We start from the raw sequence: 19,923 nt of genomic DNA on the forward strand, positions 1-19,923 counted from the left end.
CCGAGAGGCGGCACGAGAGGGACGCCCCCTGGACATCCACTCCCGGGGGCACCTAGATTGCAGATTGTCGACAATCTACCGGAGGGACGCCATGGCTACGCTGTCACCCCTGCTCAAGCAGGCCACCCCGGTCCTGGCCGAACGCGGCGAGGGCGTGTACCTCTACGACACGGCCGGCCGCCGGCACCTGGACTTCACCGCGGGCATCGGCGTCACCAACACCGGCCACTGCCATCCGCGGGTGGTGGAGGCGGCGCGCGAGCAGGTCGGCACGCTCATCCACGGCCAGTACACGACGGTGATGCACGAGCCGCTGCTGCGGCTGGTCGACGCGCTCGGCGGCGTCCTACCGGACGGCCTGGACTCGCTGTTCTTCCTCAACAGCGGCAGCGAGGCCGTCGAGGCGTCCATCCGGCTGGCCCGGCACGCCACCGGCCGGCCGAACATCGTCGTCTTCCACGGCTCCTTCCACGGCCGGACGATGGGCGCCGCCGCCCTCACCACGGCCGGCACGAAGTTCCGCGCGGGCATCGGCCCGCTGATGCCGGGCGCCGCGATCGCGCCGTTCCCGCAGGCGTACCGGTACGGGTGGGACGAGGAGGAGGCGACCCGGTTCGCGCTGCGCGAACTGGACTACCTGCTCATCACCGCGAGCCCGGCGTCCGACACCGCGGCGTTCATCGTCGAGCCCGTCCTCGGCGAGGGCGGCTACATCCCGGCGCCGCCCGCGTTCCTGGAGGGGCTGCGCGAGCGCGCCGACCGGCACGGCATCCTGCTGATCATGGACGAGGTGCAGACCGGCTACGGCCGCACCGGCCGGTTCTGGGGCCACGAGCACTCGGCCGCGCGCCCCGACGTCCTCATCACCGCCAAGGGGCTGGCCAGCGGCTTCCCGCTGTCGGCGATCGCGGCGCCGACGGCGCTCATGGAGAAGGCGCGGCCCGGCTCCCAGGGCGGCACCTACGGCGGCAACGCCGTCGCGTGCGCGGCCGCGCTGGCGACGCTCCAGGTCATCCAGGACGAGGACCTCGTCGGCAACTCCGCCCGGCAGGGCGCCCGGCTGAACGACGGGCTCCGCAAGGTCGCCGCCGACCACCCGGAGATCGGCGACGTGCGGGGGCTCGGCCTGATGCAGGCCAGCGAGTTCACCACCGCCGCCGGCGAGCCCGACGCGGCCGCCGCGCAGCGGGCGCACCAGGCCGCCGCCGAGCACGGCCTGCTGCTGCTGACCTGCGGCGCGCACGGGAACGTCGTCCGGATGATCCCGCCGCTGATCGTCACCGAGGCGCAGGTCGACGACGCGCTCGGGCTCTGGTCCCGGGCCGTCGCGGACGCGGCCGGCTGACCGCCCGGCGCGGGGCGGCGCGGCCGGCCGAGGGCCGGACGCGCCGCCTCCCGCCCGGACGCCTCCTGTTAGATTCCGAATCCGGTTCTGACATCGAGGAGGCGGCGTTGCGTCCCTGGCACACCCCCGAGCGCGCGGAGCTGCGCCGGCTCGTCCGCGACTTCACCGCGCGCGAGATCGTCCCCCATCTCGCGGAGTGGGAGGACGCCGGCGAGCTCCCCCGCGCCCTGCACGCGCGGGCCGCCGAAGCGGGGCTGCTCGGCGCCGGGTTCCCGGAGGAGGCCGGCGGGTCCGGCGGCGACCTGTTCGACGGGCTGATCGTCGCCGAGGAGATCATCCAGTCGGGCGGGTCCGGCGGCGTCGTCGCGTCGCTGTTCACGCACGGGATCGCGCTGCCGCACATCATCGCGTCCGGCGACGACGCGCTGATCGACCGGTTCGCCCGGCCGGTGCTCGCGGGCGAGGCGATCGGCGCGCTCGGCATCACCGAGCCCGGCACCGGCTCGGACGTCGCGGGCATCCGCACCACCGCCGTCCGTGACGGCGGCCACTACGTCGTCAACGGCGCCAAGCTGTTCATCACCTCGGGCGTGCGCGCGGACTTCGTCACCACGGCGGTGCGGACGGGCGGGCCCGGCTTCGACGGCATCTCCCTCCTGGTCATCGAGAAGGGCACGCCGGGGTTCGCGGTGTCCAAGCCGCTGCGCAAGATGGGCTGGCTCTGCTCCGACACGGCCGAGTTGTCGTTCAGTGACGTCCGCGTGCCGGTCGCGAACCTGGTCGGCGCGGAGAACAGCGGGTTCCTGCAGATCGTGCAGAACTTCGTGACCGAGCGGCTGTCCCTCGCCGTCCAGGCGTACGCGACGGCGCAGCGCTGCCTGGACCTCACCCTCGGCTGGGTCCGCGAGCGCGACACCTTCGGCCGGCCGCTCGCGTCCCGGCAGCTCGTCCGGCACAAGATCGCCGAGATGGCCCGGCAGACCGACGTGGCGCGGACCTACGTCCAGGCGGTCGCCGAGCGGCACGCGGCGGGCGAGGACGTGCTCACCGAGACCGCCTACGCCAAGAACACCGCCGTCCTCGCCTGCGAGCACGTCGTGCACGAGGCCGTCCAGCTGCACGGCGGCATGGGCTACATGCGCGAGTCGGAGGTGGAGCGCCACTACCGCGACGCCCGCATCCTCGGCATCGGCGGCGGCACCAACGAGATCATGAACGAGATCGCCGCCAAGCGCCTGGGCCTCTAGCCGGGCCCGGTCCCCGACCATGGCGGACGGCGCCCGGTGGTGAAAGGGGAGGCCACCGGGCGCCGCCGTGTCCGGGCAGGATCGTGTCCGGGCGGGATCTCGTGCGGGCGGGTCAGCCGAGCGGGTTGCCGCAGTCGATGGGCCAGTACGGGCCCCAGATGTCGAGCGAGTTCAGCACGAACTTGATCGCCACCGGGTCGAAGGCGATGCCGACGTGCGCGTTGGTGTCGTTCGCGCACTTGTCCTGCAGCAGGACGTTCTGCGCGTTCGAACCGTTGAGGAACGCCGAGGTGTAGGGCGTGACGACCTCGTCGTACTTGGTGGCGAGGACGATGTAGGTCGGGCCGGCCACCGTGTCGCCGCCCGCGTTGAGCTTCTGCAGGAAGTCGGAGCCGGTGATCTGCTGGCCCGCAGCCGGCGCCGCCTTCACCACCGCCTGCGTGATGCCGAGCAGGCTGCCGAGCTGGACGAGGCCCGACAGGCTCGTGCCGTGGTTGGACGGGACGAGCCCGACGAGCTTGTCGACCTTCGCGGCCCCGCCCAGGAACTTCATGTAGTACCGGGGCATCATGCCGCCCTGCGAATGCCCGACCATGTCGACCTTGGACGCGCCGGTCGAGGCGCGCACCTTGTCGACGAACGCCGACAGTTCCCCGGCCGAGTCCGCGATGTCATAGATCCCCTGAATGGGACCGTCCTTCGGGCCGCCGTAATTGAGGGCGTAGACGCAGTATCCGGCCTTCTTCAGCGCCGGGGAGAGTTTCTGCCAGTTGAACGCCATGTTCTCGAACGTCCCGTGCACGAGCACGACCGGCCGGGGATGCCAGAACGACGGCTTGCAGTTCCAGTCGTTCGCGCCGTCCGGGCTGGTCTCGGCGTGCGCGGCGGGCGCGACCAGGCCGGTCACGCCGAGCGCCGCGGCCGCGGCGGCGGCGGTGACCGCCCAGGCCCGGAGTCGTCTGAAACGCATGAGCATCTCCCTCGTGAGGGCACGCCGAAAAGAGGCCGCGGCCCGCGCGGAATGCGCCGGGCCCGGCCGCTCATCACCGTGATGATCGGGGTGGAGTGCCCACAACGTACGGCCGCTCTCCGACCCCGTCTTGTGGGACGGCCGCCGGTTACGCGGGAGAAATTGTCAGCCGGTTCACAAGGGGCCGAAATCAGGCCTGGGTGACGGCGCCTTCCTTCAGGAGGGTGTCGGCGTCGTCGAAGCCGAGGTCGGCCAGAACGGCGCGGGTGTGGCCGCCGGGCAGGGCCGGCACGCCGTCGGTCCCGCCGGGCGTCCGGGAGAAGCGGGGCGCCGGGGCGGGCTGGCGGTGCCCGGCCAGGTCGGGGAAGACGTCGCGGGCCGTGTTGTAGGGGTGCTCGGCGGCCTCGGTCATGGACAGCACGGGCGCCACGCAGGCGTCGCTCGGGACGAAGACCTCCGTCCACTCGTCGCGGGTCCGCGTCCTGAAGAGGGCGGCGAAGCGCTCGCGGAGGACGGGCCAGCCGGCGCGGTCGTGCTGGTGCGGGAGGTCCTCGCCGTCCAGGCCGCCGAGGCGGAGGAACTCGGCGTAGAACTGGGGCTCGATGGCGCCGACGGCCATATGCCGCCCGTCGGAGGTCTCGTAGACGTCGTACCAGGGGGCGCCGGTGTCGAGCATGTTGACGCCGCGGCGGTCCTCCCACATGCCGCCCGCGAGGAAGCCGTGGATGAACGTGGACAGGTGGGCGGTGCCGTCCACGATGGCGGCGTCGACGACCTGGCCGCGTCCGCTGGTCTTCGACTCCAGCAGGGCGGACAGCACGCCGACGATCAGGTACATGCTGCCGCCGGCGAAGTCGCCGAGCAGGTTCATCGGGACCTGCGGCGGGCCGCCGGCGCGGCCGATGGCGTGCAGCGCGCCGGTGACGGCGATGTAGCCGACGTCGTGCCCGGCGGTGTGCGACAGCGGGCCCTCCTGGCCCCAGCCGGTCATCCGGCCGTAGACGAGCCCCGGGTTGCGGGCGAGGCAGTCGTCCGGGCCGATGCCGAGGCGCTCGGTGACGCCGGGCCGGAACCCCTCGAGGAGGACGTCGGACTTCTCGACCAGGCGGAGGACGACCTCGCGGCCCTTCTCGCTCTTCAGGTCGATGGCGATCGACCGCTTGCCGCGGTTGCTGAAGTCGGTGCCGCCGGTCACCTCGCCCTCCCGGACGGCGGAGGCGCGGTCGACGCGGATCACGTCGGCGCCGAGGTCGGCCAGCAGCATCGCGGCGACCGGGCCGGGTCCGATCCCGGCCAGTTCGACCACCCGTACTCCGGACAGCGGCCCCTTGCCCATCTGCGACTCCCTGAATCTCGTTCGGTCCCCTCCCAGTGTGCACCATCGGGGTAAGCGCGCGCTGACTCGGGCTCTGGTCAGCGGGCGGTGAGGGCGACCGGCGTCCGCGGGGTCCCGGTGGCGACGAGCAGCCGCTTGCGGGTGGTCGAGCGGCGGACGCCGCCGGCGTGCGGGACGAGGCCGCGCCCGGCGGCGGCCAGGTAGTACCAGCGGCCGGAGGGGGCCCGCCACCACGTCCCGCTGACCGGGCGGCCGGCGTCGCAGGCGCCCGTGGACCGGGCCTTGGCCCCGAGCAGCGTGGCCTGGGCCGTGCTCCCGCCGGACGCGTAGGAGAGGCGGGTGCACACCCAGTCGGCGGACCCGCCCCCGTGCGGCAGCTTCCCGGACCAGAAGCCGAACGCCATCGCCTCCGCCACCGGCCGGGACGGGCGGGGCGCCGCGCAGGCCAGCCGTTCCCAGACCTCGCGGCCCTCCCGGCCGAGGCGCTCGGGCTCCTGGGCGCGCGGGCGCCACGCGGGCGAGTGGTAGGTGAGGACGGCGGCGCGCGGGCCGCCGAGGTCGCCGACCGTCCGGGAGCCGAGGTGGAACAGCGGGCCGCGCCCGCAGTCGGTGCCCGCGCGGGCGGGGGCGGTCACGCCGCCGGACACCGCCAGCCGCTCCCCCGCGAGGGTCTCGGGCCGGGAGTCCCACGGGGCGAGGAGGTAGCGTCCGCCGCCGAGGGCGATCGGGGCGGACGGGCCGGTGCCGGCCGGGAACACGTCCAGCCGGCCGGGGGTGTAGCGGGCCAGCCGGTCGCCGCGCCGCAGGACGGCGAGCGGCGTGCCGTCCGGCCGGCCCGCGTACAGGAGCCGGACGGCGCCGCCGGCGGCGCGGTGGCCGCCGGACGCGTCCGCCCAGGCGCTCGCGGCGCGCCGGACGAACGCCCGGTCGCCGGCGAGGTCGCCGCGCGCGGGCCACGCGTCCAGGGTGCGGGCGCCGCGCGTCCAGGCGTCCGGCGCGGCGGACACGAGCCGCGGCGCCCGCGCGGACGCCTCCCGGGAGTCGCCGTGCTCGGTCGCGACGAGCGCGCCGACGAGCCCGGCGGTGAGGACGGCGGCGGTCGCCAGCGGCAGCACCGACCGGTTCCGGACGGGCCGCAGCGTCTCCGGCCCGAACCGGTCGGCGCCGCGCGGCACCGGCACCCGGACGGCCTCGGCGGCGCGGATCGCGGGCCACGGGTCGCGCACGCCGAGGTCGATCAGCTGGTCGCGGACCCGGTACCGGGGCAGCCCCTCGATGTGCCGGAGCACGTAGGCGGCGCGGACGTGCGGTGCGAGCCGACCGAGCGCCGCGGTCAGCGCCGGGTCGGGCAGCCGCGCGGGCAGCGCCCGCAGCCACGGGCCGAGGCCGATCTGGAGGCGGCGGGAGGGGCGCAGCGCCCGGCGCAGCACGCGGGTGCGCCGGCGGGCGTGCCCGGCGGCGGAGCGGTCGCGGGCGCCGCGCGAGGCGCCGTCCACGATCCGGCGGGCGATCGCCAGCCGGTAGACGCGCTTCCCCCCGCCCGGCAGAACGAAATACGCCATCCGGACAAGGTCCACATAAGCCGAATTCGTCGGCGGTGCTTCCGTCTCCGCCTGCGTCAGGACATCTTCCGCCACCGCGGGCCACTCCCTCTGGGCCGTTCCTCCGTCGCGAAACCCGAGGTTAGAGCGCGGCGGGCGAAGGACGGCGCGGAATTGGGACAACGATTAATCAGCCCGACTGGAAATGTCATCCCATATCCGTTCATGTGGCACACCGGAGGCGGCGGCCGCCGGGTCTTCGTGTGAGGAGCCGCGCCGGATTCGTCCCCGTACTACGCTGTTGACCTCCCCGGGAACCGTCCCGCGCCGCACCCCGTCGGACCGACGCGGCCGGACGCACGCGCCCCCGCCGCGACCCGGACACGACGAGCGACGGAGAGGGGCCCCCGGCCCATGAGCGAGGACGTCCCGGGCTACCGGGTACTGGAGCAGGTCGGCGAGGGCGGCTTCAGCGTCGTCTACCGCGCGCACCAGGAGCGCCTCGACCGGATGGTCGCGCTGAAGGTCCTGTCGGTCGGCACGGTGGACTCCGCGGCGCTGCGCCGGTTCCAGCGCGAATGCAAGATCACCGGGCGGCTGTCGGGGCATCCGAACATCGTGACCGTGCTGGACACCGGCACCACCGCCGGCGGCCGCCCCTACATCGCGATGGAGTACTTCGAGCACGGCGCGCTCACCGACCGGCTCGCCAGGGAGGGGCCGCTGCCGGTCGCGGACGTGCTGCGGATCGGGGTGAAGATGGCGGGCGCGCTCGCCGCCACCCACGAGACCGACATCCTGCACCGGGACGTCAAGCCGCAGAACGTGCTGCTGTCGCGGTACGGGGAGCCCGCGCTCGCCGACTTCGGCATCGCCCGCCTGGTCGACTCCTTCGACGCCACGCACACCCAGGCGTTCACCCCGCACCACGCGGCGCCCGAGGTGCTGGAGGGCCGTCCGCCCGGCGTCGGCGCCGACATCTACTCGCTCGGCTCGACGCTGTACCAGCTGCTCGCCGGGCGCCCGGCGTTCAAGGGCCCGGCCGGGGAGGGCATCGCGCCGCTGATGCTGCGGATCCTGCACGAGGCGCCGCCGCCGATCCCCCGGCCGGACGTCCCGCCGCAGGTCATGGACGTCATCGCGCGCGCTATGGCGAAGGTGCCCGAGCAGCGCTTCGCGACCGCCGTGGAGTTCGCGCGGGCGCTGCAGCGGACGCAGGCCGAGCTCGGCCTCCCGGCCACCGACGTCGCCCACAGCGGCGGCGTCGTGACCCCGGGCCCGGCGCCCGGCGTGCCGGGACCGCCGCTCGTCCCGGAGTGGGCGCCGACGACCGGCGACTCGCGCACGAGCGGCACGCACGGCGCCACCGGCCCCACCACACCGCACACCGGCCCCACGACCCCGCACACGGGCCCCACCACACCGCACACGGGCACCACCACACCGCACACGGGCACCACCACACCGCACACCGCGCCGCCCGCGCCGTACACCGGCCCGCCCGCTGCGCCCGTGCCGCACCCGGGGCCGCCCGAGGCGCCGCCCGGCCGGCCGCAGGACGGGCCGCGCCGGGGGCTGATCGTCGCGGCGGGTGTGGCGCTCACCGGCGGTCTCGCGCTCGGCGTGGGGGCGCTCGCGCTCGCGAACGGCGGCGATGACGCCGGGAAGGGCGGGCAGCCGGCGGCTCCGGCGTCCTCGGCCGCTCCGCAGGCGGCGGCGCCGCAGCAGGAGCCGGTGACGGCCGCGCAGCTCGCGCAGACGCGGCCGCGCGGGCTCAAGGCCCGGCACGCCGGCCGGACGGTCGCGCTCGCCTGGACGCTGCCGGCCGCCGCGCGGGGGCTCCCGCTGATCGTCCAGCGGCAGCCCGCCGGGTCGCAGCCGATCACGCCGGTCCCGGCGGGGTCGCGCTCGGCGACCGTGCCGGGGCTGCGGCCGGGGACCGCCTACTGCTTCCGGGTGGGCGCGGTACTGCGCCTCCACCAGGGGGGCGCGCCGGACGTGTCCTGGTCGGAGCGCACGTGCGTCCCCAAGGACGGCCAGCAGAAGCGGGGCTGACCGGGCGTCCTGCGGGCTACTTGCACTTCCAGACGGGCAGGCCCGCGAAGCTCTTCCAGTCGCCCGGGGTGTTGACGAGGTAGCCGATGACGTAGCCGGTCGCGCCCTTGTAGGTGATCTTGGCGTACATGTCCCCGGCGAGGTTGGCGTCGTTCGGGTGCTTGTAGTAGGCGCCCTTCTCCTGGCACTGGACGGCGACCATCTCGCCGTTGTTGTCGTGCATGGTCGCCAGGAGTTCGCCGCTGCTGTTCGCGTCGGCCGTCGGCCTGATGTAGGCGTCGGAGTTGCCGTTGCGCTCCACCGGGTAGTTCACCGCGGGACCGGTGAGCGCGGCGGTCAGGGTGGCGGACGAACCCGTCCCGGCGCCGTTGGCGGCGGTGAGGGTGAAGGTGTAGCGGCCGTTCGTGTACACGCCGCTGAGCGTCGCGGACGTGGCCGAGCCCGTCACCGAGCCGCCGACCGGGCCGGTCCAGGCGAGCTTGTAGGTGACCGCTCCCCCGCCCGGCGGCGGGGTCCACGCGACCTCGGCCCCGGCCGAGGTGGCCTTCGCCTTCAGGCCGGTCGGCGCGCCCGGCGTCACGCACGGCCGCACCGGGTCGCTGGCCGCCGACACCTGCTCGCGGGTCCGGCCGCGTCCGTCCCGGTAGCGGACGGCGACGCGGAACTGGTACTCGCGTCCGCACTCCCCGCCGCTCACGGTGAAGGTGTACGGGCCGGCGCCCTGGACCGTGGCCGGGCTCGCGGTCAGGCCGGACGGGACGTCCTTCAGCACGTACCCGATGACGCCCTCGCCCTGGGAGGGCTGGAAGTCGACCCGCATCGTGCCCGCGCCGGGCGTGACGGAGATGTTGGACGGCGCGCTCGGCGGATCCCCCGGGCCCGGCGCCTTCGTCGGCTGCGAGGGCGACCGCGGCGTGCGGGGCGGGGGCGGGGCCTCCGGCCCGCCGGGCAGCGGGATGGGCCGCCGGTTCCGGCCGCCGGGCACCTGGTCCTTGTACTTGTCGACGCCCTTCCCGGCGCCCTGCCGGTCGATCACGACGGCGTGCGGGCCGGACGGGTCGTTCGCCCACAGCAGCCCGTCGCGGACGAAGACGTCCAGCCTGGCCGGGCCTCCGGTCACCCGGACCGGCTTGTCGAACCGGTTGTTCGCCGAGTCGTACACGATCAGCGCCCCGGCGGTCTCGTCCGGGATGTAGACCTTCCCGCCGAGCATCTGCGGCGGCCGGTAGCGGTGCTTCGGCATCGCCAGCCGCGTGCTGGAGTACCGGCCGGTGCCGGTGTCGACGGTGACCAGCGACCCGGCGCCGGGCACCAGCAGCGGGACGGTGGTGCCGTCGGTGGCGGCGGGGGCGAGCACGCCGCCGCGGCCCGCCTGCCGGACGGTCGTCGGCAGGCTCACGGTCAGCGTCGCCCCGGACGCCTTGACGACGGTGGCGGTCGCGGCGGTGGAGTTGGTGACGACCGGGTCCCCGGCGGCCATGGTGAGCGCGAGGGCGTCGCCGGCCTTGCCGACGCGGACCGGCGGCCGGAGGCGGCCGCCGGAGAACGCCGCGACCTCCCCGTTGCGCGCCACCGGCACCCAGAGCGTGCCGCGCGCGTCGACGGCGGCCTGCCCGAGGATCGGCGGCAGCGTCGCGGACGCGCCGACCGGCGTCAGGCCGACCGGGTCGATCTCCTGGACGACGCCCTGCACCGAGTCGACCGTGTACGCCCTGCCCGCGCCGGCGAGGATCTGCAGGCCCTTGCCGAGCGGGCGGCTCGTCCCGACGTCCAGCTGGGAGGGGTCGAGCCGGCTGACGACGCCGGTGTCCAGGTCGACGATCAGCACGGTGGCGCCGTCCTGGACGATCTTGATGTTGTGACCGCGCATCTGCGGGACCACGGCGGTCTTGCCGTCGACCTTGCCGGCCAGGCCGTTGATGTGCACGACGGCGCCCTTGGACCGCGCGGTCAGCCAGGCGCCGACGTCGGCGAGCCGGTACTTGGCGCTCGCCACGCCCACCCCGTAGACGGCGGCGCCGATGACGAGCACGCCGACGAGCCCGACCGCGACCTGCCCCGTCAACCGGTCACGCCGGAACAAAGACCCCAGAAACGCCCTACGCACGCACGTTCACCCGCCCCGTTTTGCAGGACACCGTAGTGGCTCGCCGCGCGCACCCGCCCGGGTTTTCCCGGATAGCTCAGTTTTCGCGTATTGCGTCGATATAGGTGGGAACGGTGATGTTGCGGCCCGACACGACCACCACGAGACGCCCGGTGATCTCCATCTGACCGGCGAGAACGGCGGCGAGGCCCGCCGCGCCCGCGCCCTCGGCGACGAGGCCGTGCTCGCCGAACAGCCGGCGCAGCGCCGTCCGGATCTGGTCATCGGTCACCGAGGTCAGCTCGGCGGTGTCCGCGATGACCTCGGGGGTCACGCAGCCGGGTTCGAGGTTGCCGGGCAGTCCGTCGGCGAACGTCTCGCCGACCTCGACCGGGACGGCGTGACCGGCCGCCACGGAGGCGGACACGCCACGCGACACCGCCGACTCGACGCCGACGATCCGGACGTCGCCGCGCTCGCGCGCCCAGAGGCAGAGCCCGGCGAGCAGCCCGCCGCCGCCGACCGGCGCGACGACGGTGAGCGGCCCGGCGGCCTGCCGGTCGAGTTCGCGGCCGATCGTGCCCTGCCCGGCGATGACGGCCGGGTCGTTGTAGGGCGAGACGTAGTGGCCGGGCAGGGTCACCGCGTACGCCTCGGCCTCGTCGTAGGTCAGCCCGTGCTGGACGAGCCGCACCGGGTACGCGCCGATCTTGTCGACCTTGACCCGGGACGCCCGCGTCGAGACGACCACGGTCACGTCCGCGCCGGACCGCGCGGCGGCGTAGCCCATGCCGAGCCCGTGGTTGCCCGCGCTCGCCGTCACCGCCGGGACGCCGTCCGGCAGCGCCGCGACGGCCGCGAGCGCACCGCGCACCTTGAACGCGCCGGTCGGCTGGCACGTCTCCAGCTTCAGCAGCGCCCCGGGCGCCAGCGCGGACGGGACGAGCGGGGTGGGGCCGAGCACCGCGGACACGGCCCGCCAGGCGCGGTCCAGGTCGTCCGGGCCGGGGACGCGGACGGCCCGCGCCGTCACGGCCGCTCCCCGGCCGGCCCGTCGATCCGCTCGTGCAGCCGGCCGCGGATCTCCTCCGGCGTGTAGGAGCGGCGGCGCCGCTCGGAGCGCACGATCACGGCGCCGGTCGCGGCGACGCCGACGAACCCGGCGACGCCGAGCGCCTTCCACAGGGTCGAGCTCTTCCACCATCCCATCCGGCTACGGTATCGATCATGCCGGGCACCAGCATCTCCCTCGACCAGGCCGCCGAGCTGACCCGCACCGGGGACGTGTGGCTGTTCCGCGGCCGGACGGTCGCGGACCGCGCGATCCAGATGACGACGAACAGCCCCGTCAACCACGTCGGCATGGCGGTGGTGATCGACGACCTGCCGCCGCTGATGTGGCACGCCGAGCTGGGCCGCTCGCTGCGCGACATGTGGACGGGCGGGCACCACCGCGGCGCGCAGCTGCACGACCTGCGCGACGCCGTCCTCGCGTGGGGCAACCGGTACGGGCAGCGGGCGTGGCTGCGCCAGCTCGACCCGCCGGCGTCCCGCGCGATGGAGGACGCGGCGCTGCGCGCGGTGGCGCGGCTGGACGGCACCCCGTTCCCGTCGACCTCGAAGCTGGCGACGCGCTGGTTGCGGGGGCGGGTTCCCGTCCGCCGTCCGGCCGAGCGGGACATGAATCTGGAGACGGCGTTCTGCGCGGAGATCGTCGCGGTGACCTACCAGTCGATGGGGCTGCTGCCGAAGGGGCGGCGCCCGAACTGGTTCGACCCGGGCCGGTTCTGGAGCGGGGACGACCTGGAGCTGGAGACGGGCGCCGTGCTCGGCGGCGAGATCGCCGTCAGCGTGCCTCCCGCCTGACCGCGCGGTCCCGCAGCGACCTCGGGTGCAGGCGCCGGCGGAGGCGCCGGACGCGTCCCGCCCTGGCGGTGACGAGGCGTCCCAGCTCGTCGGTGTGCCGCCAGGCAAGGTCGGCGGCGCGCTCGTCGGGGCCGGACGCGGCGAAGCGGCTGCGGTCGACCAGGTCGGCGAGCGGATCCAGGTGGCCGCCGGCGTCCTCGCCGACGCGGGACGCGCCGAAGCGCGCGACCTCCTGCGCGGTCAGCGTCCGGGCCGTGGCCAGGCCGATGTCCGCGAGATGGTCGAGCGCCTGGTGCCAGGCGCCGGTGATGCGGGCGGCGGGCGTGCCCGTCCGGCGCCTTCGCCTGCGCACCGCCGGGGCGAGGAGGACGGCGCACAGGTAGCCGATGACGAGCGCGCCCACCGCGATCGAGGCGAACACCCACCACGGTGTGGGCGCGTCCTCGGCGGGAGCCGTGTTCTGTGCTTCCTGCCGCGTCGGCTTGTCCGGGCCGGGGTCCTGCTCCTGGGCGGCGGCGGTCTCCTGCGCCTGCTCCAGCTTCTGCTCGGTCTCCCCCGCCGCGACGCCCTCGTTGCCCTTGGCGGAGCGCGCGCTGTCGGGGAGCGGGTTGAACCGGATCCAGCCGAGGCGGTCGAACTTGATCTCGGGCCACACCGTGACGTCCCCGGAGCGGACCTCGACGGCGCCGCCCGCGCGCCGGCCGCCCTCGAACCCCACGACGACGCGGGACGGGAGGCCGAGGGTCCGGGCGAGCAGGGCGTAGGCGGTGGCGAAGTGCTCGGGCGTGCCGCGCCTGCCCTGGCCGAGGAAGTAGTCGATCTGCCGGTAGCCGTGCCCCGGCGCCGCGGTCACGTCGTACTTGGCGTAGATCTTGAGGTAGCCGGCGAGCATCGCGGCCTTCTGCAGCGGCGTCCAGGCGCCCTTGGTCGCCGCCTGCGCGAAGCGGCGGAACTCGGCGATCTGGACGGGCGCCTTCCGCGCGCCCGGCCCCCACGGCAGCCGCAGGGCGGCGTCGGCCTCCGGGTCGGTGGCGATGCCCGCGCCTGTCAGGTCGGCGGCCGTCCACTCGGGCACAACGGAGTCGACCCGGTACGCCTGGCCGGGGCGCAGCGGCTGGGCGGTGGCGAGGGCACCGCTGCCGGGGTCGGCGACGACGGGCAGGCCGTCCACCCGCCGGGGCCGGTCGGGGGCCGGCACCCACACGCCGGAGAGGTCGCGGATGGTGATCCGCTGCGCGATCTCGCGGCTCTTGCCCGGCTCCGGCCCCTCCGGCACGCGGCTTCCGGTGGGCACGAACCGGGCGCTGGACGACCAGGTCACTCCGTCGAACGTGTCCAGGACGGCGAGCCGCTCGACCGCGGTGCCCGCGGAGTCGACGGTGAACATGACCTGGCCGGGGTTCAGCAGCCAGCCCCCGACGCGGTCGAGGGGGCTGACGCCGTCGCGCTGCTGCGGCGGCGGGGCCTGCACCTGCTCGCGCGGGTCGTAGGGCGCGGCGCGGACCGGGACGACCGGGCCGGCCGCGAACGCCAGCGCCCCGAGGACGGCGGCGGCCGGTATCCCGGCGGCCAGCGGCCGCCAGGCGAGGCCCGCGCCGGGGCCGTCCGCGCGGACGAGGACCAGCACGGCGATGAGCACGATGGTCGCGGCGGCGAGCGGCGCGTTCGATCCGGGGCCGTCCACCCCGAGCGGCAGGGCGACGGCCCACGCGCCGAGCGCCGGGACGGCCGGGGCCCCGCGCAGCGCGGTGCGCAGCGCGAGCTCGGCGGACGCGAACGCCGCCAGCCACACCACCACGCTGACCAGGACGAGCAGCTCCGGCTCGGCGGGTGCGGGCAGCAGCGTGGTCAGGATCGCCTTCCACGAGCTGAGCACGCCCTCGCGCAGGCTGTGCGGCAGCGTCCCGTCGCCGAGCGCCGGCCGCAGGACGGTGAGCGACACGGTCCCCGCCCAGGCGGGCACGGTCAGCACGAGCGAGATCCACAGCGGCCACGGGCCCTTCGCGCGCGGGCCCGACAGCAGCCCGCACAGCAGCGTCGGGACGGCCGCGGCGACGGCGGCGACGGCGGCGACCGGCCCGAGCCCGAAGACCCGCTGGAACGCCAGGCCCGCGACGGCGGCCAGGCAGGCGGTCACGGCGAGCGAGGCGTAGCGGGTCACCGGGCGCCCCCCAGCCGCCGCCACGACTCCGCCAGCCCGTCCAGGTCCGCCACGTCGATGAGATGGACGCCGGGCGGCGCGGGCGCGGGCTCGGCCGCCCTGACCCGCAGGACCACGACCCGGTCGAACCGGGCCCGCACGGACGCGATGCCCCCCAGGTCGGCGTCGCCGGCCGCGACCACCACGAGGGAGCCGCCCGCGCGCACGCCGCGCACCGCGTCCACGGCCGACCGCGGCCCCTCCTGCGTCCGGGCCGCGGTGAGCGCGTCGAGCAGGATCTCCAGGTCGTCGGGGCCGCCCCGGGTGGCGGCCAGCGGGCCGCCGCCGGTGAGGACCCGGACGGGGAAGCCCGCCGCGGCCGCCCCGGCGGCCACGGACGCCGCCGCGTCCACGGCCAGCTCGAAGTCGTCGGGCTCCGGCCACGCCCGCGCCCGCGCCTCCAGCACGACCGCCGTCGTCGGCAGGCTCGCGTCCACGAGCCGGCGGACCATCAGCGTCCCGGTGCGGGCCGACGACTTCCAGTGGATGTGGCGCAGCTCGTCCCCGATCACGTACTCGCGGAGCGCGTGGAACGTCGCCGTCCCGGCCGGGGACCGGTCGCTCGTCGGACCCTCCAGGTGGTGCGCGCGGCCGGACGGCAGCACCGGCAGCGGCACCGTCCGCGGCCGGACCAGCAGCACGCGCGGCTCGCCGTACTCGCGGACCCGGCGGGCCAGCCGCAGCGGGTCGGCCCGCACCAGCCGCAGCGGCCCGACGGGGATCTCCCCGCGCCGGGCGGTCGGCAGCGTGTACGTCACCGTGCGCCCGGCGCCCGCGCGCAGGCGCGGGATGTCGACCGCCACGTCGGCCGGTCCGGCCGCGTCCCGCGCGCTGAGGCCGCGCACCCCGCGCCCCTTGGCGGCCACGTGCAGGACGCCCACGGCCGGTTCGCCGCGCGCCACCTTCGCGGGCGCGATCTCGCGGCCGACGTCCAGGTCGGGCTTCGGCAGCGTCCACAGCAGCGCGCCCGCGACCGCCGCGAGCCCGGCGACCGCGAGCATCGCGGGCTCCGGGTACCCGAGCCACCAGCCCGCCGCGTACAGCGGGGCCGAGGCGGCCGCCGTCCCCCAGCCGAGCGGCGTCAGCACCGCTAGACCCCGGCGGCCTGCGGCGTGGGCACGCTCTGCAGCACCTCGCCGACCACGTCGGCGCCGGTCCGCCCGCGCAGCTCCGCCTCCGGCGTCGCGAGCAGCCGGTGCGCGAGCACCGGCACGGCGAGCGCCTTCACGTCCTCGGGGACGAGGTAGCCGCGCCCGGCCGCCGCCGCCCGCACCCGCGCCGCGCGCAGCAGCGCGATCCCGGCCCGGGGGCTCGCGCCGAGCCGCAGGTCGGGGTGCTCGCGGGTGGCCGCGACGACCCGCACCAGGTAGTCGTGCAGCGGCGCCGCGACGTGCAGCCGCTGCGCGAAGCCGATCGCGCGGGCGAGGTCCTCGGCGCCGAGCACCGGGGGGAGCCGGTCCAGCGTCGCGCCGGTCGGCGCGCCCGCGAGCAGCGCCACCTCGGCCCGGTGGTCGGGGTAGCCCATCGAGATCCGCATGAGGAACCGGTCGAGCTGCGCCTCCGGCAGCGGGTAGGTGCCGTCCATGTCCACCGGGTTCTGGGTGGCGATGACCATGAACGGGCGCGGCACCGGATGCGGGACGCCCTCCACGGTCACCCGGCGCTCCTCCATGACCTCCAGCAGCGCCGACTGCGTCTTCGGCGAGCCGCGGTTGATCTCGTCGGCGACCGCGAGGTTGGCGAAGATCGGGCCGGGGTGGAACTCGAACGCGTTCGTCCCCTGGTTGAAGATCGAGACCCCGGTGATGTCGCTGGGCAGCAGGTCGGGGGTGAACTGGATGCGCGCCCACTTCGCCTCGACCGACGCCGCCATCGCCCGCGCGAGCGTGGTCTTGCCCACTCCGGGGACGTCCTCGACGAGCAGGTGCCCCTCGGCGAGCAGGCAGATCAGCGCCAGCTCGATCCGGTCCCGCTTGCCGCGCACGACCCGCTCCACGCTCCCGGCCAGCGCCGCGAACAGCTGCGCGAACCGCCCCGCCAGCGCGTCCGCGTCCATCCCCGCGTTCTCCGTCATCCGCCCCGGACCCCCGTCCTGCCGACGCTCCGTCGGTGCGAAGGGCACCCTAACGGCAATACGCGGCGAAGGCGGCAAGATTCCGAAACATCACCTCGATCCGCGACGAACCGAACGCGGACGTTATCCGCGGCGTCCTACTGTTGGGCATCGCGCCGGTGGGCATCGCGACGACGGACTCCGAGGTGGACGTGGAAGACATCAGCATCGCCGACATGTGGGACCGGCTGACGGGATCGCAGCCGGATCCGCCGCTGTGGCTGGTCGGGCTCGTCGGCGTCCTGGCGCTCGGCGCGGTGCTGCACGGCCCCACCTGGCGCGTCGCCCGCAACACCGTCACGATCGCGCACGAGGGCGGGCACGCGCTCATCGCGCTGCTCACCGGCCGCAAGCTGGACGGCATCAAGCTGCACTCCGACACCTCCGGGGTCACGGTGTCGCGCGGCAAGCCGCACGGCCCCGGCATGATCTTCACCGCGATGGCCGGCTACATCGCGCCGCCGCTGCTCGGGCTGTTCTTCGCGCTGCTGCTCGCCTGGGGCCGCATCACGCTCATGCTGTGGTTCTCCCTCGCGCTGCTGGCCGCGATGCTGGTGATCATCCGCAACGCCTACGGCGCGCTGTCGGTGATCGCCACCGGCGCGGTCATCTTCGCGGTGTCCTGGCTGGGCAGCGCCACCGTCCAGGCCGGGTTCGCCTACCTGGCCGCCTGGTTCCTGCTGCTCGCCGCGACCCGGCCGGTGATCGAGCTGCAGCGGATGCGCACCCGGCACATGGCGCCGAGCTCCGACGCCGACCAGCTCGCCCACCTCACCGGCGTCCCCGGCCTCGCCTGGGTGGGGCTGTTCGCCGCCACCGCCCTGCTCGCCCTCCTCGCCGGCGGCGCGCTCCTCGTCCCCGACATCGACGTCCCCGACATCCCCGCGCTCCCCGGGCTCTGACCTCGCTTTTGCCTCGGCCGGTCGTCGTTCGTAGGGTGAGCGGCGAAGCGTTCCGGCGCGGAAGGGGACCCTGGCGATGGCTCGTGGCGGCGTGCGCCCTGCGCAGGTGACGCGTACCCGCGTCATCACGCTGCTGCTGCTCGTGCTCGCCGCGGCCCTGTGCACGAAGGCACTCGGATCGGCGGCGCTGTCCGCCACCGCCCCCGCGCCCCCACCGGCCAGCCCGGCGACAGCCCCGGCCGCCCACACCTGGACCGCCGCGGCACCAGATGCGGCCGCGCTGAATACGGCGGCCGGCGTCGATGACGGGGCGCAGTGCGCGAAGAAGCCGCCGTCGACCGTGACGCAGGGGGCGCCGCAGCCCGCCGACACCGCCGCGCCGCACGCCATCGCCGCACCGGACGCGCCGCGCCAGGCCGTTGTCCGGCGGCCCGTGGACGTGCGCGCGGGTCCCGCGCCGCCCGCCCCCAGACACATCCTCCTCTCCATCCTGCGGATCTAGACCGCTCCCGCTGCGGCGCACCGGCATTCCGCCGTGCGCCGTACACCGACGTCCTCCTCCGGGCCCCGGCCCCCCTCGCCGCCCGCCCGGCCCTTCGTCTTTCGCTGTCGGGAGCATCACCATGTCCACAAGCACCTCACCCCGCAGGAACCGCGTCGTCATCGCGGTCGCGGGGACCGTCCTGGCCGGCTCGCTCGGCCTCGGCGCCGTCTCGCTGACCGGCGGCGGAGACGGCCGGCCGGCCGCCGGGTCGCCGGCCGCCTCGTCCAGCGCCTCGTCCAGCGCCTCGCCCGCTCCGTCCGGGGACGCGGTGAAGATGCCGGACCAGGCGCGCCGCCAAGCCGGCGACCCGCGCGCGCTGGGACGCGCGGACGCACCGGTCGTCCTGGTCGAGTACGCCGACTTCCAGTGCCCGTTCTGCGGGAAGTTCGCCCGCGACGTCCAGCCGAAGCTGATGAAGTACGTCGACGACGGCACGCTGCGCGTCGAGTGGCGCGACTTCCCGATCTTCGGCGCGGAGTCGCAGGCGGCGGCGCGGGCGGGGCAGGCCGCCGCGTCGCAGGGCCGGTTCTGGGAGTTCCACCGCGTCGCCTACGCCGAGGACCGCAAGCGGAACAGCGGCGCGTTCACCACCGAGAAGCTCGTCGAGATCGCCCGGGAGGCGGGCGTGCCCGACCTCGCCAAGTTCCGCGCGGACATCGGCGGCGCGGCGGCGCGCGAGGCCGTCGAGCGCGACTCCGAGGAGGGGTACGGGCTCGGCGTCCCGAGCACGCCCGCGTTCCTCGTCAACGGGCAGCCCGTGCTCGGCGCGCAGCCGTACGGCGCGTTCGAGGCCGCCATCGAGCGCGCCGCCGAGATCGCGGAGAAGGAGGGGCAGTGACCGACGTCGGCATCGCCGCCGCCTTCCTCGGCGGGCTCCTCGCGCTGCTCAGCCCGTGCAGCGCGCTCCTGCTGCCCGCGTTCTTCGCCTACGCGTTCGGCGGCAAGGTGCAACTCCTCGGGCGGACGCTCGTGTTCTACCTGGGCTTGTGCACGACCCTGGTGCCGCTCGGCGCGGCCGGATCGATCGTGGGACGGGTGTTCTACGGCCACCGCGACCTGGTGGTGGCGATCGGAGGGTGGACGGTCATCGTCCTCGGCGTCGCGCAGATCCTCGGCCTGGGGTTCGCGTCCCGGCGCATCCAGGACGCGGCGGCGCGGATCAAGCCCGGATCGTCCTGGTCGGTGTACCTGCTCGGGACGGTGTACGGGCTGGCGGGGTTCTGCGCCGGGCCGGTGCTCGGCAGCGTCCTGACGATCTCCGCGGTCGGCGGCCACCCCTGGTACGGGGCCGCGCTGCTCGCGGTGTACGCGCTCGGCATGGCGTTCCCTATGTTCCTGCTCGCCCTGTTCTGGGACCGTCTCGACCTCGGCGGGCGGCGCTGGCTGCGCGGGCGGGCGTTCCGCGTGGGGCGCCTCGACCTGCACACGAACTCGCTGGTGTCGGGGCTGTTCTTCATCCTCCTCGGGGCGCTGTTCCTGGCGTTCGACGGGACGTCGGCGCTGCCCGCCGTCCTGGACGTCGACACCGAGTACCGGGCGCAGCAGTGGGTGAGCGGGGTCGCCTCCGGCGTCTCGAACGCGGCCGTGCTGCTGTTCCTGGCGGCGGCCGTCGCCGCCGGGGTGCTGTTCGCGCAGCTCCGCCGCCCGTCCGGCCGGGAACCGGAGGACGCGCAGGATCATCACGCCGAGAATGTCGGAGGGGACGGATAGTTTCGGCG

General features: G+C 75.4%; 17 protein-coding genes. 8 read left to right on the plus strand and 9 right to left on the minus strand.

Annotated features, from left to right (window positions below; all coding sequences use genetic code 11):
* Positions 1-91: 91 nt before the first annotated feature.
* Positions 92-1,345: an aspartate aminotransferase family protein gene (locus ABZ806_RS01940; protein WP_500214718.1), complete on the plus strand. Its 1,254-nt coding sequence runs from the start codon at positions 92-94 to the stop codon at positions 1,343-1,345.
* Positions 1,346-1,452: 107 nt separating this feature from the next.
* Positions 1,453-2,592: an acyl-CoA dehydrogenase family protein gene (locus ABZ806_RS01945; RefSeq protein ID WP_500214720.1), complete on the plus strand. Its 1,140-nt coding sequence runs from the start codon at positions 1,453-1,455 to the stop codon at positions 2,590-2,592.
* A 112-nt stretch (positions 2,593-2,704) separates the two neighbouring features.
* Here ABZ806_RS01945 and ABZ806_RS01950 read toward each other — a convergent pair whose 3' ends face one another.
* The 3 genes from ABZ806_RS01950 to ABZ806_RS01960 form a co-directional block, all read right to left on the minus strand.
* Positions 2,705-3,562: an esterase/lipase family protein gene (locus tag ABZ806_RS01950; RefSeq protein ID WP_500214722.1), complete on the minus strand. Its 858-nt coding sequence runs from the start codon at positions 3,560-3,562 to the stop codon at positions 2,705-2,707.
* A 190-nt stretch (positions 3,563-3,752) separates the two neighbouring features.
* On the minus strand, positions 3,753-4,898 hold the full coding sequence (locus tag ABZ806_RS01955; RefSeq protein ID WP_500214724.1) for a CaiB/BaiF CoA transferase family protein: 1,146 nt from the start codon (positions 4,896-4,898) through the stop codon (positions 3,753-3,755).
* 77 nt (positions 4,899-4,975) lie between these two features.
* The gene (locus ABZ806_RS01960) at positions 4,976-6,460 is read right to left on the minus strand and encodes a hypothetical protein (RefSeq protein WP_500214726.1); all 1,485 of its coding nucleotides are present in this window, start codon (positions 6,458-6,460) and stop codon (positions 4,976-4,978) included.
* Positions 6,461-6,853: 393 nt separating this feature from the next.
* On the opposite strand from ABZ806_RS01960, the gene ABZ806_RS01965 reads away from it, so the two are divergent.
* Entirely contained in the window at positions 6,854-8,494 is a 1,641-nt protein-coding gene (locus tag ABZ806_RS01965; RefSeq protein ID WP_500214728.1) for a protein kinase domain-containing protein, read from the plus strand.
* 16 nt (positions 8,495-8,510) lie between these two features.
* Here the strand turns inward: ABZ806_RS01965 and ABZ806_RS01970 are convergent, their stop codons facing one another.
* From ABZ806_RS01970 to ABZ806_RS01980, 3 genes are all read right to left on the minus strand, one after another.
* A complete protein-coding gene (locus tag ABZ806_RS01970) occupies positions 8,511-10,559 on the minus strand; it encodes a fibronectin type III domain-containing protein (protein ID WP_500214730.1) in 2,049 nt (682 codons plus the stop codon).
* Between the two features lie 118 nt (positions 10,560-10,677).
* Positions 10,678-11,613 carry a threonine ammonia-lyase gene (locus ABZ806_RS01975; RefSeq protein WP_500214731.1) on the minus strand — a complete coding sequence of 312 codons (936 nt, stop codon included), beginning with the start codon at positions 11,611-11,613 and terminating at the stop codon, positions 10,678-10,680.
* Positions 11,610-11,789 carry a hypothetical protein gene (locus tag ABZ806_RS01980; protein ID WP_500214732.1) on the minus strand — a complete coding sequence of 60 codons (180 nt, stop codon included), beginning with the start codon at positions 11,787-11,789 and terminating at the stop codon, positions 11,610-11,612. Before ABZ806_RS01980 ends, ABZ806_RS01975 begins: the two co-directional genes overlap by 4 nt.
* An 18-nt stretch (positions 11,790-11,807) precedes the next feature.
* Here ABZ806_RS01980 and ABZ806_RS01985 point away from each other — a divergent pair, with 18 nt between their 5' ends.
* A complete protein-coding gene (locus ABZ806_RS01985) occupies positions 11,808-12,446 on the plus strand; it encodes a hypothetical protein (RefSeq protein WP_500214733.1) in 639 nt (212 codons plus the stop codon).
* On the opposite strand, the gene ABZ806_RS01990 is transcribed toward ABZ806_RS01985, so the two are convergent.
* Genes ABZ806_RS01990 through ABZ806_RS02000 form a run of 3 tightly spaced genes read right to left on the minus strand, consistent with a single transcriptional unit; the run spans position 12,427 to position 16,720 of the window.
* Entirely contained in the window at positions 12,427-14,607 is a 2,181-nt protein-coding gene (locus ABZ806_RS01990; RefSeq protein WP_500214734.1) for a transglutaminase TgpA family protein, read from the minus strand. The genes ABZ806_RS01985 and ABZ806_RS01990 overlap by 20 nt on opposite strands.
* Positions 14,604-15,734, minus strand: a complete 1,131-nt coding sequence (locus tag ABZ806_RS01995) for a DUF58 domain-containing protein (RefSeq protein WP_500214735.1) — start codon at positions 15,732-15,734, stop codon at positions 14,604-14,606. The genes ABZ806_RS01990 and ABZ806_RS01995 overlap by 4 nt, the downstream gene beginning before the upstream one ends.
* 2 nt (positions 15,735-15,736) lie before the next feature.
* A complete protein-coding gene (locus ABZ806_RS02000) occupies positions 15,737-16,720 on the minus strand; it encodes an AAA family ATPase (protein WP_500214736.1) in 984 nt (327 codons plus the stop codon).
* A gap of 215 nt (positions 16,721-16,935) precedes the next feature.
* Here ABZ806_RS02000 and ABZ806_RS02005 point away from each other — a divergent pair, with 215 nt between their 5' ends.
* The 4 genes from ABZ806_RS02005 to ABZ806_RS02020 all read left to right on the plus strand — a co-directional run bounded on the left by ABZ806_RS02005 (position 16,936) and on the right by ABZ806_RS02020 (position 19,915).
* Positions 16,936-17,661 (plus strand): M50 family metallopeptidase, encoded by a 726-nt coding sequence (locus ABZ806_RS02005; protein ID WP_500214781.1) that lies wholly within the window; start codon positions 16,936-16,938, stop codon positions 17,659-17,661.
* Between the two features lie 106 nt (positions 17,662-17,767).
* Positions 17,768-18,163 (plus strand): hypothetical protein, encoded by a 396-nt coding sequence (locus ABZ806_RS02010; RefSeq protein ID WP_500214737.1) that lies wholly within the window; start codon positions 17,768-17,770, stop codon positions 18,161-18,163.
* A 121-nt stretch (positions 18,164-18,284) separates the two neighbouring features.
* Complete coding sequence (locus ABZ806_RS02015) at positions 18,285-19,043, plus strand: DsbA family protein (RefSeq protein WP_500214738.1); 759 nt, start codon at positions 18,285-18,287, stop codon at positions 19,041-19,043.
* Positions 19,040-19,915 (plus strand): cytochrome c biogenesis CcdA family protein, encoded by an 876-nt coding sequence (locus ABZ806_RS02020; RefSeq protein ID WP_500214739.1) that lies wholly within the window; start codon positions 19,040-19,042, stop codon positions 19,913-19,915. Before ABZ806_RS02015 ends, ABZ806_RS02020 begins: the two co-directional genes overlap by 4 nt.
* Positions 19,916-19,923 lie beyond the last annotated feature (8 nt).

Origin of the sequence: Spirillospora sp. NPDC047418 (assembly GCF_040643275.1) — a bacterium.
In the GTDB taxonomy this organism is placed as follows: domain Bacteria; phylum Actinomycetota; class Actinomycetes; order Streptosporangiales; family Streptosporangiaceae; genus Spirillospora.

Coding starts and splice junctions, on each gene's coding strand:
- ABZ806_RS01940 (WP_500214718.1), top strand. CDS start 92: ATGGCTACGCTGTCACCCCTGCTCAAGCAGGCCACCCCGGTCCTGGCC.
- ABZ806_RS01950 (WP_500214722.1), bottom strand. CDS start 3,562: ATGCGTTTCAGACGACTCCGGGCCTGGGCGGTCACCGCCGCCGCCGCG.
- ABZ806_RS01955 (WP_500214724.1), bottom strand. CDS start 4,898: ATGGGCAAGGGGCCGCTGTCCGGAGTACGGGTGGTCGAACTGGCCGGG.
- ABZ806_RS01960 (WP_500214726.1), bottom strand. CDS start 6,460: ATGGCGTATTTCGTTCTGCCGGGCGGGGGGAAGCGCGTCTACCGGCTG.
- ABZ806_RS01965 (WP_500214728.1), top strand. CDS start 6,854: ATGAGCGAGGACGTCCCGGGCTACCGGGTACTGGAGCAGGTCGGCGAG.
- ABZ806_RS01980 (WP_500214732.1), bottom strand. CDS start 11,789: ATGGGATGGTGGAAGAGCTCGACCCTGTGGAAGGCGCTCGGCGTCGCC.
- ABZ806_RS01985 (WP_500214733.1), top strand. CDS start 11,808: ATGCCGGGCACCAGCATCTCCCTCGACCAGGCCGCCGAGCTGACCCGC.
- ABZ806_RS02000 (WP_500214736.1), bottom strand. CDS start 16,720: ATGACGGAGAACGCGGGGATGGACGCGGACGCGCTGGCGGGGCGGTTC.
- ABZ806_RS02005 (WP_500214781.1), top strand. CDS start 16,936: ATGTGGGACCGGCTGACGGGATCGCAGCCGGATCCGCCGCTGTGGCTG.
- ABZ806_RS02015 (WP_500214738.1), top strand. CDS start 18,285: ATGTCCACAAGCACCTCACCCCGCAGGAACCGCGTCGTCATCGCGGTC.